The 10,879-nt window shown below is 38.0% G+C and carries 9 protein-coding genes, 4 tRNA genes and 1 pseudogene; 9 read left to right on the top strand and 5 right to left on the bottom strand.

All coding sequences use genetic code 11. The features are described from left to right. The first annotated feature begins 177 nt into the window (after positions 1 to 177). Positions 178 to 651 carry a peptidoglycan-binding protein LysM gene (lysM, locus tag ACG9ZL_RS15570; RefSeq protein WP_336954387.1) on the top strand — a complete coding sequence of 158 codons (474 nt, stop codon included), beginning with the start codon at positions 178 to 180 and terminating at the stop codon, positions 649 to 651. Positions 652 to 853: 202 nt separating this feature from the next. Here lysM and ACG9ZL_RS15575 read toward each other — a convergent pair whose 3' ends face one another. Next, a complete protein-coding gene (locus ACG9ZL_RS15575; RefSeq protein ID WP_336954388.1) occupies positions 854 to 1,492 on the bottom strand; it encodes a peroxiredoxin in 639 nt (212 codons plus the stop codon). Between the two features lie 336 nt (positions 1,493 to 1,828). Between ACG9ZL_RS15575 and secA the strand changes: the two genes are divergently transcribed. From secA to ACG9ZL_RS15615, 8 genes are all read left to right on the top strand, one after another. Beyond that, positions 1,829 to 4,546 (top strand): preprotein translocase subunit SecA, encoded by a 2,718-nt coding sequence (gene secA, locus ACG9ZL_RS15580; RefSeq protein WP_336954390.1) that lies wholly within the window; start codon positions 1,829 to 1,831, stop codon positions 4,544 to 4,546. Positions 4,547 to 4,694: 148 nt separating this feature from the next. Continuing rightward, positions 4,695 to 5,057, top strand: a complete 363-nt coding sequence (locus ACG9ZL_RS15585) for a hypothetical protein (protein ID WP_336954391.1) — start codon at positions 4,695 to 4,697, stop codon at positions 5,055 to 5,057. A gap of 165 nt (positions 5,058 to 5,222) precedes the next feature. Beyond that, positions 5,223 to 6,443 carry a bifunctional glutamate N-acetyltransferase/amino-acid acetyltransferase ArgJ gene (gene argJ, locus ACG9ZL_RS15590; protein ID WP_419328406.1) on the top strand — a complete coding sequence of 407 codons (1,221 nt, stop codon included), beginning with the start codon at positions 5,223 to 5,225 and terminating at the stop codon, positions 6,441 to 6,443. A gap of 149 nt (positions 6,444 to 6,592) precedes the next feature. Continuing rightward, positions 6,593 to 7,660, top strand: coding sequence for a quinolinate synthase NadA (gene nadA, locus ACG9ZL_RS15595; RefSeq protein ID WP_336954393.1), 1,068 nt, complete (start codon positions 6,593 to 6,595; stop codon positions 7,658 to 7,660). A 152-nt stretch (positions 7,661 to 7,812) separates the two neighbouring features. Next, a tRNA-Pro gene (locus ACG9ZL_RS15600) sits at positions 7,813 to 7,889 on the top strand. Positions 7,890 to 7,934: 45 nt separating this feature from the next. Continuing rightward, a tRNA-Arg gene (locus ACG9ZL_RS15605) sits at positions 7,935 to 8,011 on the top strand. Positions 8,012 to 8,052: 41 nt separating this feature from the next. Continuing rightward, positions 8,053 to 8,128: transfer RNA gene (locus tag ACG9ZL_RS15610), tRNA-His, on the top strand. Positions 8,129 to 8,152: 24 nt separating this feature from the next. Further along, positions 8,153 to 8,229: transfer RNA gene (locus ACG9ZL_RS15615), tRNA-Pro, on the top strand. A gap of 141 nt (positions 8,230 to 8,370) precedes the next feature. Here the strand turns inward: ACG9ZL_RS15615 and yfiB are convergent. From yfiB to ACG9ZL_RS15635, 4 genes and pseudogenes are all read right to left on the bottom strand, one after another. Further along, complete coding sequence (gene yfiB / locus ACG9ZL_RS15620) at positions 8,371 to 8,850, bottom strand: outer membrane lipoprotein YfiB (RefSeq protein WP_336954394.1); 480 nt, start codon at positions 8,848 to 8,850, stop codon at positions 8,371 to 8,373. A 15-nt stretch (positions 8,851 to 8,865) separates the two neighbouring features. Continuing rightward, positions 8,866 to 10,083, bottom strand: coding sequence for a diguanylate cyclase DgcN/YfiN (gene dgcN, locus ACG9ZL_RS15625; protein WP_151958163.1), 1,218 nt, complete (start codon positions 10,081 to 10,083; stop codon positions 8,866 to 8,868). 4 nt (positions 10,084 to 10,087) lie between these two features. Beyond that, entirely contained in the window at positions 10,088 to 10,591 is a 504-nt protein-coding gene (gene yfiR / locus ACG9ZL_RS15630) for a regulatory sequestration protein YfiR (RefSeq protein ID WP_442892816.1), read from the bottom strand. Positions 10,592 to 10,696: 105 nt separating this feature from the next. Continuing rightward, positions 10,697 to 10,879: pseudogene (locus ACG9ZL_RS15635) on the bottom strand (hypothetical protein); the annotation flags it as partial.

Raw genomic sequence — 10,879 nt, forward strand, 5'->3', positions numbered from 1 at the left:
AACTAAATAAGTTTAAAATCAAAACATTGGTTACATATCGTTACCTTTTTATCACCAATGACAACGCACATCCTGATACTTTTTAGCTATAAAAATAGAGTTCGTAAATTTGTATAACAGTTCACAGTAATACATTCTCAGTAAAACAATTTTCAATAATGATATGGAGTACTAAATATGGGTCTTTTTGATTTTATTAAAGGAATTGGTAAGAAAAATACAGCACCAGCTGAGCCACAAGCAGCACCAGCAACGCCATCAGAACCATCTGCACAAGAAATAGCCAATAAGTTATTGGGACACATTAAAGCGTTAGGTTTACCAGTAACAGGACTTTCCGTAAGTTATAACGGTGCTTCTGATTTGGCGACAATTCATGGTCAAGTACAAACTCAGGCAGATAAAGAGAAAATCATTCTTGCTGTGGGAAACATTGATCATGTTGCGCAAGTTGATGACCAAATGACAGTTGCAACACCTGAACCTGAAAGTAAGTTTTATACGGTTAAATCAGGTGATAATTTGTCTAAAATTTCAAAAGAATTTTATGGTGATGCCAACCAATATAATAAAATTTTTGAAGCGAACCGCCCTTTGTTAAAAAATGCGGATGATATTTTCCCAGGACAAGTTTTACGTATTCCTGCATAATATTTGTTCGCTGATCTTTGATCATAAAAGGCACTTCGGTGTCTTTTATATTTTTTAATGATTTTATTGTTGTTTGAAGTGTTTTTTAAAGTGTATTGAAAATATTTTTTTATAACAAAAGGATGTAAAAAAAGATCACATAAAATTGCTATGTGATCTTTTGAAGTTAATCGCTTTATTCTAAAAAATTCAATATTGTATATTATTTATTGGGTTGTGGAGTAAGACGAAGATAGGGCTTAACCGCCGTATAACCTTTTGGGAAGCGTTGCTTCAGCTCCGCTTCATCTTTGATCGACGGGATAATGACCACATCTTCACCATCTTGCCAATTTGCAGGTGTGGCAACTTTATAATTGTCAGTCAGTTGTAATGAATCAATCACACGTAGAATTTCTTTAAAATTACGTCCAGTTGATGCAGGGTAGGTAATGATTAAGCGAACTTTCTTATTGGGATCAATAATAACTAAAGACCGCACGGTGAGAGTTTCACTGGCATTTGGATGAATGAAATCATACAGCGTCGACACCTTACGATCTTTGTCTGCAATGATTGGAAAGTTTACAGTGGTATTTTGCGTTTCATTGATGTCGTTGATCCAACCTTTATGCGATTCCACATCATCCACTGAAAGGGCAATGGCTTTTACCCCCCGTTGTTCAAACTCATCTTTTAGTTTTGCGGTATAACCCAACTCAGTGGTACATACTGGCGTATAATCGGCAGGGTGTGAGAATAAAACACCCCAACTGTCGCCCAAGTAATCATAAAACTTAATTGGACCTTCACTAGATTCCTGAGTGAAATCTGGTGCAATGTCACCTAATCGTAAAGTCATTTTGAAACCTCAATATCTAAAAATGTTGTTTGTTATTTGGCTCGTCCAAACTACTATTACCCAGTTTTTTTATAATTAAAAATAGTGTTTTTGTATTTCTTTATGAAGAAAATAGATATTAATAAAAGAAGCATATGAAAAAAAACATATAATTGATCTCTACCTCACTGCAAATATCGGTTAAATTTGCTACATTAATGCGCCTTAGCTGATACGTGCTAGAACTAATCGTCAGATTTTTTTGATTGGATTTGTGCAAAACCCTTGTACTTCAAATTTCTACCACCATAATATCGTCTGAGAAAAATTTATTTCACAAAGATTTAGAGAGTTTATATGTTGGCAAGTCTGATCGGAGGAATCTTCGGTACTAAAAACGAGCGCGAACTAAAACGTATGCGTAAAATTGTCGATAAGATTAATGCGCTCGAGCCGACGACATCTGCACTCAGCGATGCAGACTTATCTGCAAAAACTGAAGAATTCAAACAAAGATATAAGAAAGGTGAAAGCCTAGATAAATTAATGCCAGAAGCGTTTGCGGTGTGTCGTGAAGCAGCAAAACGTGTCATGGGTATGCGTCATTATGATGTGCAGCTCATTGGTGGTATTACTTTGCATGAAGGAAAAATTGCAGAAATGCGTACAGGTGAAGGTAAAACCCTGATGGGTACTTTGGCTGTATATTTAAATGCAATTAGTGAGCAAGGTGTTCATGTCATCACGGTCAACGATTACTTGGCACAACGTGATGCTGAATTAAACCGTCCGCTTTATGAGTTCTTGGGTTTAAGCGTTGGTGTAATCTATTCGATGCAATCACCGATAGAGAAAGCTGAAGCATATCGTTCAGATATTACTTACGGTACCAATAATGAATTTGGTTTCGATTATCTGCGCGATAACATGGTTTTCTCTATGGCTGAGAAAAAGCAACGTGGTTTGATTTATGCGATTATCGATGAGGTCGATTCGATCTTGATCGATGAAGCACGTACACCGTTGATTATTTCGGGTCAAAGTGATGACTCATCACAGCTTTATGTTGCAATCAATAGTATTCCACCGAAGTTGCATGCTCAAAAAGAAGAAAAAGTCGCAGATGGCGGTCATTTCTGGATTGATGAAAAGCAACGCCAAGTTGAAATGACTGAAGTCGGTTATGAAACTGTTGAAGATGAATTGATTAAAATGGGCTTGTTGGCTGAAGGCGAAAGCTTATATTCACCATCAAATCTAAATCTCGTTCATCATGTGTCTGCTGCAATTCGTGCACATTTCCTTTATCAACGTAATGTTCATTACATCGTACATGATGGTGAAGTAATTATTGTTGATGAGAATACTGGTCGTACCATGCCAGGTCGTCGTTGGTCTGAAGGTTTACATCAAGCCGTTGAAGCCAAAGAGGGCTTAGAAGTTCAACCTGAAAACCAAACTTTGGCAACTACGACATTCCAAAACTATTTCCGTTTATACAAAAAACTTTCAGGTATGACAGGTACTGCTGATACTGAAGCTGCGGAAATGAAAGAAATCTATGGTTTGGATGTGGTGCTTATTCCAACCCATCGTCCGATGATTCGTAATGACCAAAACGATTTAATTTATTTAAATCGTAATGGTAAATACAATGCAATTATTGAAGAAATTCAGAAAATTCATGAAGCAGGTGTTGCACCTATCTTGATTGGTACTGCAACCATTGAAGCATCAGAAATTTTATCTGATAAGTTGCGAGATGCAGGTATTACCCATGAAGTCTTGAACGCTAAACAACATGAGCGTGAAGCAGATATTATTGCTCAAGCAGGTTCACCACGTGCAGTAACCATTGCAACGAATATGGCTGGTCGTGGTACAGATATTTTGCTTGGTGGTAACTGGAAAGCAAAACTTGCCAAAATTGAAAACTATACTGCTGAAGACGAAGCTCGTCTTAAAGCGGAATGGGAACAAAACAACGAAATGGTGTTGAGTTCAGGTGGTTTACACATCATTGGTTCTGAGCGCCATGAATCGCGTCGGATCGATAATCAGTTGCGTGGGCGTTCTGGTCGTCAAGGTGACCCCGGTGTTTCACGTTTCTTCTTGTCATTAGAAGATGATTTGATGCGTATTTTCGCAGGTGATCGTGTTGTGGCAATGATGCGTGCGATGGGATTACAAGAGAATGAAGCCATTGAACATAAAATGGTGTCACGCTCTATTGAAAATGCACAGCGCAAAGTTGAAGCACGTAACTTTGATATTCGTAAAAATTTATTGAAATACGATGATGTAAATAATGAACAACGTAAAATTATTTATTCGCAGCGTGATGAAATCTTAGAGGAAAGTTCACTTCAAGATTATATTGAAGAAATGCACCGTGAAGTCGTGAAAGGTTTAATCGAAACCTATATTCCACCTGAATCTATCCATGATCAATGGGATATTCAAGGGCTTGAAAATGCATTGAATGAAGATTTGGGGATTAATCTTCCTGTAAATCAATGGTTGGAAGAAGATCGTCGTCTAGATGAAGAAGCCTTGGTTGAGCGTATTTCTGATGAGATCGTTACACGTTACCGTAATCGTCGTGAACAGATGGGGGATGATACTGCTGCGACACTTGAACGTCACTTCATGTTGGGTTCATTAGACCGTCATTGGAAAGACCATTTGGCTGCGATGGACTATTTGCGTCAAGGGATTCACTTACGTGGTTATGCACAAAAGAACCCTGAACAAGAATATAAGAAGGAAGCCTTCAATTTATTCGTCAATATGTTGGGTGTGATTAAGTCAGACGTGGTTACTGATATTTCTCGTGTGCATATCCCAACACCTGAAGAGCTTGCTGAAATGGAAGCTCAACAACAGGCTCAAGCTGAATCTATGCGTCTTAACTTTGCACATGATGAAGTGGATGGTTTAAGCGGTACGGTCAGTAATGAAATTGTTGATGCACAATTCACTGATAGTGATGAGGTTGTTGCACCAGAAAGCCGAAATGCACCTTGTCCTTGTGGCTCAGGTTTGAAATACAAACAATGTCACGGCAAAATCTAATTAGTGAATAGACCCTGAAAGTGTTACGAAAAAGCAGAACAATTGTTCTGCTTTTTTTACAAGTTATTACCATGCGTTAATTTTTATTGCAGGAAATGTGATTAAGTGGTATTAAGTTGCTCAATTGGAAAAGATCTTTGGGAAGATAATGAAAAAATTATTAAAACCTTTATTTGTTGCAACTTTAGCAGTTCCAGCATTGGCATTTGCAGATACAGCACCACAAACGACGACAGTGGAAAAAGTACAAGCTGCTACAGGCGCAGTGACAGCCCAAGCAGAAGTAAAAAATGAAACCACGACTGTAATCAGTCCACGTACTGGTATTCGTTATACTTTAGGTAATACAGGCGGACGCCCAATTATTTTAAAAACTGCGGCAATTGCTGCGGTAACACCGGCCACGATTAATCGTGTTGTTGCTTCGAATCCAGCCTTGTCAGTATCTAGTCAAGAAAAAGTAAAGCAAGCATTGTTGGCTGCAGATACAACAACTGCTATTCAACAGTGATACGTTGCTGATGTAAAGCCAGTATATTTACTGGCTTTTTTATTTTATATTCAAATGAATAAGCTTTTCTTATAGTAAAAATAAATAAGCATTTTAATAAGCTCGATTTTTATGGAGAATTCTAATAAGCTGTATTTTCATTTTAATTCATGTGGACATTTGAAAATGGCTGTTGGTGACGTGTCTATGCCGCATATGCATGTGGTACAAGGTGTAAAAATTGGCTCTGCTGAGGCGTATGTCCGTTATCCAAATCGACGAGATTTAGTTATTTTTGAATTTGCACAAGGTACCAATGTTGCGGGTGTATTTACCCAAAATGCATTTTGCGCAGCGCCAGTTCATGTGTCGAAAGCGCATTTAGCACAAGCTAATCCGCGCTATTTGGTCATCAATACTGGGAATGCTAATGCGGGTACAGGCAAATTGGGCATGCAAAATGCACAATTGACCTGTTTAAAGCTTGCTGAGTTAGCGCAGGTAGAAGAATTTGAGGTATTGCCATTCTCTACAGGGGTTATTGGTGAACAACTGCCCATTGAGCGTTTAACGCAAGGTTTACAGCCTGCACTAAATAGTTTGAATGACTCCACTTGGACAGACGCTGCGACTGGGATCATGACCACGGATACTACACCAAAAGGCACCTCAGAACAGTTCGAGCTTGATGGTATAACCTATACAATGACTGGGATTTCTAAAGGTGCAGGCATGATTCGCCCCAATATGGCGACCATGTTGAGTTTTGTTGCAACCGATGCGCCAATTGCACGAAATCTTGTGCAAAAAATGTTAAAAATTAGTGCAGACCAATCATTTAATCGGATTACTGTGGATGGTGATACTTCTACCAATGATTCATGCATCTTTGCTGCAACCGGAATGGCTGGTGGTATAGAAATTAGCAGTGAAGATGATGCTCGTTATACTGTGATCTTGGATGTTTTATCGCGTGTGATGAAGCGTTTGGCGCAACTGATTATTCGTGATGGGGAAGGGGCGACCAAATTCATTACTATCACGGTTGATGGTGGAAATGACACACAAGAATGCTGTGATATTGCTTATAGCATTGCCCATTCACCATTGGTTAAAACGGCAATTTTTGCGTCTGATCCAAACTGGGGGCGTATTCTTGCTGCGATTGGTTATGCTGGCGTGAAAGATTTGGATGTTGAAAAAATTCAAGTCTGGTTAGACGACGTGCAAATTTGTAAAGATGGTGGTGCTGCTGAAGACTATACCGAAGAAGCTGGTGCGCGTGTAATGTCACAGACAGAAATGACCATTCATGTAAACCTTGGTCGAGGGCAGGCCAAAGATACGGTATATACCTGTGACCTATCATATGATTATGTGAAAATTAATGCGGACTATCGTTCTTAACTACTGATTTTTTAAGGAGCCTCATTCGTGAGGCTTTTTTATAACAAAACATTTTTCGTGGTGAATTTATGTGCGCTAAACCGTACAATCAATTCACAAGTGTATAAACGCTAGCATGATGCCAGCGACAAGGAAAGAGAAGACCTCTTATGAATGATGCGAATAATTTAATTGCCAACGAAGCAAAATCGGTTGTGCAAGCGCATTTAGATCGTTTAGGTGAACCTAAGGACAATAGTCTGAGTCCAGTGGTAAAACAGCAGAAGTTTGCGCAAATTAAAGCTGAGTTGCAAAAAAACAATGCTGTTTTGGTGGCACATTATTATTGTGATCCAGATGTACAAGAACTTGCGGAAGCGACGGGTGGTTGTGTTTCTGATTCTTTGGAAATGGCACGTTTTGGACGTGATCATGAGGCAACTACTCTGGTTGTCGCTGGGGTTAAATTTATGGGAGAAACCTCAAAAATTCTTTCTCCTGAAAAAACAGTACTTATGCCAACTTTGGAAGCAACCTGTTCGCTTGATCTAGGTTGTCCTGTAGATGAATTTACTGCATTTTGTGATGCGCATCCTGAACATACTGTTGTGGTCTATGCCAATACCTCAGCAGCAGTTAAAGCACGTGCTGATTGGGTGGTGACTTCAAGTTGTGCTGTAGAGATCATTGAACACTTAGACAGTTTGGGCGAGAAAATTATTTGGGCACCAGACCAACATTTAGGCCGTTATATTCAAAAGAAAACTGGTGCTGATATGTTGCTTTGGGATGGTGCCTGTATCGTGCATGAGGAGTTTCGTGCCCGTGGTATTGAAAAGATGAAAGCACTGTATCCGAACGCAGCTGTATTGGTACATCCTGAGTCACCAGAATCAGTGATTGATATTGCGGATGCGGTGGGAAGTACTTCACAACTAATCAAAGCAGCTCAAACATTGCCACAAGACACTTTGATTGTGGCTACAGACCGTGGCATTTTCTATAAAATGCAACAAGCTGTACCGCATAAGACCTTGATTGAAGCACCTACAGCAGGTGAGGGTGCAACTTGTCGTTCTTGCGCACATTGCCCGTGGATGGCAATGAATGAATTAGATGGCATTTTGTCAGTTTTGCAAAAGGCTGATCAAGAAATATTCGTAGATGCAGCTTTGGCTGAACGTGCTAAATTACCTTTAGATCGTATGTTGAACTTTAGTGCTCAATTAAAACGATAGAAATTGTATAAAAAACATCTGAAATGTTTGATTAATATACATTTGACGTGTTTTTTTAACTTTTTTTCAAGATAGGTGTTGACGTCTTGTGGCGTCACGCCTAGAATGCACACCGTACCGCACGATGTGCGATACACAAAAGCTGAGATGAACGGAGCATAGCACAGCCTGGTAGTGCACCTGGTTTGGGACCAGGGGGTCGTAGGTTCGAATCCTACTGCTCCGACCAATTCTTCAAGGCAAGTTAATCTGTGATATTAGTATCATTGGTCATGCGCCTGTAGCTCAGTTGGATAGAGCATCCGCCTTCTAAGCGGATGGTCACAGGTTCGAATCCTGTCAGGCGCACCATATGTTGCTTGATACTATAGATCCTAAAACTTAATGTGACGGTGGATGTAGCTCAGTTGGTAGAGCCCCGGATTGTGATTCCGGTTGTCGTGGGTTCGAGCCCCATCATTCACCCCAATTCCCTTAAGTTTGTTGTAAATTCGGAGCATAGCACAGCCTGGTAGTGCACCTGGTTTGGGACCAGGGGGTCGTAGGTTCGAATCCTACTGCTCCGACCATTTAAGTATTAGCTTAAGTATAAATTATCCGCTTAGATGCGGTTTTTTTATACCTAAAATTTGTGCTTGTCAACGAGTGTCAAATTCTATAGATCTAAAAAAAGATCTCCGTAGAGATCTTTTTCAATAAAGAGAAGATTATCAAGGAATAATAATCACAGCAACACGACGGTTTTCGGCTTTATTTTCTTCTGAATCATTTGCTTTAAGTGGCTGGTCAGCCCCTTTTCCAATCACTTGGATATTTTGTGGATTGAATTTTTGCTCAATAAATATATTTGAAACATTTTGAGCACGTTCTTTGGATAATTTTAAATTGTATTCAGGATTTCCGATATTATCGGTATGACCTACAATTTTAAGCTTATCGAGATGATATTTGTTTAATTGCGTGGCTAAACGAACCAATTCAGTTTGTCGCTCGGTATTAATATTCGATTCATTAAAACCAAACAATAAACGTTCTGGTAGTCCTAGACTCCAGCCTTCATCCGTTAATACAAAACCTTCTTTCTTGAGTACACGAGCTTGTTTATAGCTCAATCCACCTAGATTCATACAACCCGTAAGTGCTAGGCAGAGTATTGCAAGAATAGAAAGTTGTACGTTTTTTAAAGTCATAAAAACCCCCTAATATTATGAATGGTAAATAAACCAATGATGCTGTAAAGATTTTGCTTTGTACATGGCTTGATCTGCTTGAGAAATTAAGTCTTCTGGGCTTGATGCCTGACTAGAGATGGCAATACCGATACTAAAGCTAAAAGAAATCGATTGTCCTTTGTAAATTAAAGGATCTTCACAACATTTAATCAGATTTTCCGCAATAGAGATGAGGTGTTCAATTTTAGAAATGGAACGTAATATAATTGCAAACTCATCTCCCGCAAGGCGCGCGACAAAATCATCTTGACGAATATGGCGTCTTAATCGTGAAGCCATTTCTTTTAAAACTTCATCACCGACCAAATGTCCATATTGATCATTAATGGCTTTAAAATTATTATTATCAATAAATAATAAAGCTAAATTCTCACGTTGATTGGTATCTTCATATAGATTACATAACACTTGATAAAAATAATTACGATTAGGTAATTCGGTTAAATGATCATGTTGAACTTGATAAGAAAGTTCACTATTCTCGTTTTGAAGATGGGTGTGCCAAGATTGAATTTCATCTAAGAGTTGGTTGAACACACTGTTTAAGTCTTGAAATTCTTTTACATCACTTTTGGGGAATCTTAAGTTGTATGCTTTCTGATTCCTTAATAGTTGTGCAATTTGTATAATCGGTAAAAATGACCCCATAATATGGCGATAAGTTAAGTTTACTGACCACCATACAGCAAAAACCATAAATAGCATGCCAAATGCTAAGCCCGTAAAAATTTTAAAAATAAACATTAAAATTTCATTGGAACTTCCATAGAGCACAACTTGGCCGACAAGCTTTCCTTGATGTTGCACGTTTAGCTTGATGGCATCTTTTAAAAAGATATGGTCAAAAAAGTTTTGAATATAGGAATAGTGTTCAACATTTTTTAGGCTTTCAGCAACTTTATGACCTTGATTATCATAAACCTCAATCAGACGTACTGAATGTTGAAAGGTATATTCATTGATAATCTGTGAAATCGCGATTCTATCAGAGAAGACTAGCGCAGGTTGAACACGTTCAGACACGGTTCGACTGATTAATAATAGGTTTTGTTTCGCATAAGATTCAACGGTAAATACTGAAATCGTGACAAAAGTAGACGTACTAATAAATAAAGTGATTGCAAAGGTCGTAAATTGAGATTTACGAAACAATGTTTGTAAGGAACTCGATTTAAAAAATTTATTCATCATTATTTTAATCCGAATTCTTTGCCAGCAATAAAACACGTGGATCAACATGTATTTTAGACTGAGCTAAACTATCTAAATTCACTTTAAAAATAGTATTTCCTGTTTTGTTGGTGGATAAGCAAAAAACGCTGCCAATTTCACATTCAGAATTACTTGAACTAAACGATAAAATAGATGAATTTAATGATTTCCCAATAAGGGCCTGTTCGGTTTGTGCTGAAGTATTCGAAAAAAATACCGCATCACAATGACGATTTTTTAGATCAGCGGAATGTATTGAATTTATATTAAAAGGAGACTTATTTGATTTGATATAAGCAGAAAATTGGTTTGCATAGGATGCATTATCAACGACGCACAATTCTGGATTAGGAGTGTTCCATTTGGCATAGCTTAATATAGACAATGTCATCATGAAAATATTATGTGACGAATTGGCTGAGGAATAGTTGCAACATAAGAGCAAAATTCCTAAACAGAAGCTTCTTCTATTTATAAAACGGGCCATATTCGACTTAATTTATTAAATGATAAAATTATTTCAAATAGTTTAAAGAAAAAAAACAAATATAAATAGCTTAAAATTTAAATAAAAACATGAAAGGGGTTGCTCTTATGATGAAAAAAGCGACAAAAAATAGCGGAAAAAGGACTTATTTTGCCATTTTGGTCGAAAAAATGTCCAACTGATAAAAAAGTTTAAAAAAAGGGGTTGTGTTGGGAATGGAATGCTGTAGAATGCACATCCATCGGCGGTGATGTTAAATAAAACTTCTGATAAATCAGGCACTTGATT

The organism is Acinetobacter legionensis (genome assembly GCF_048551735.1).
Classification (GTDB): Bacteria; Pseudomonadota; Gammaproteobacteria; order Pseudomonadales; family Moraxellaceae; genus Acinetobacter.

Coding starts and splice junctions, on each gene's coding strand:
- lysM (WP_336954387.1), top strand. CDS start 178: ATGGGTCTTTTTGATTTTATTAAAGGAATTGGTAAGAAAAATACAGCA.
- ACG9ZL_RS15575 (WP_336954388.1), bottom strand. CDS start 1,492: ATGACTTTACGATTAGGTGACATTGCACCAGATTTCACTCAGGAATCT.
- secA (WP_336954390.1), top strand. CDS start 1,829: ATGTTGGCAAGTCTGATCGGAGGAATCTTCGGTACTAAAAACGAGCGC.
- ACG9ZL_RS15585 (WP_336954391.1), top strand. CDS start 4,695: ATGAAAAAATTATTAAAACCTTTATTTGTTGCAACTTTAGCAGTTCCA.
- argJ (WP_419328406.1), top strand. CDS start 5,223: ATGGCTGTTGGTGACGTGTCTATGCCGCATATGCATGTGGTACAAGGT.
- nadA (WP_336954393.1), top strand. CDS start 6,593: ATGAATGATGCGAATAATTTAATTGCCAACGAAGCAAAATCGGTTGTG.
- yfiB (WP_336954394.1), bottom strand. CDS start 8,850: ATGACTTTAAAAAACGTACAACTTTCTATTCTTGCAATACTCTGCCTA.
- dgcN (WP_151958163.1), bottom strand. CDS start 10,083: ATGATGAATAAATTTTTTAAATCGAGTTCCTTACAAACATTGTTTCGT.
- yfiR (WP_442892816.1), bottom strand. CDS start 10,591: ATGGCCCGTTTTATAAATAGAAGAAGCTTCTGTTTAGGAATTTTGCTC.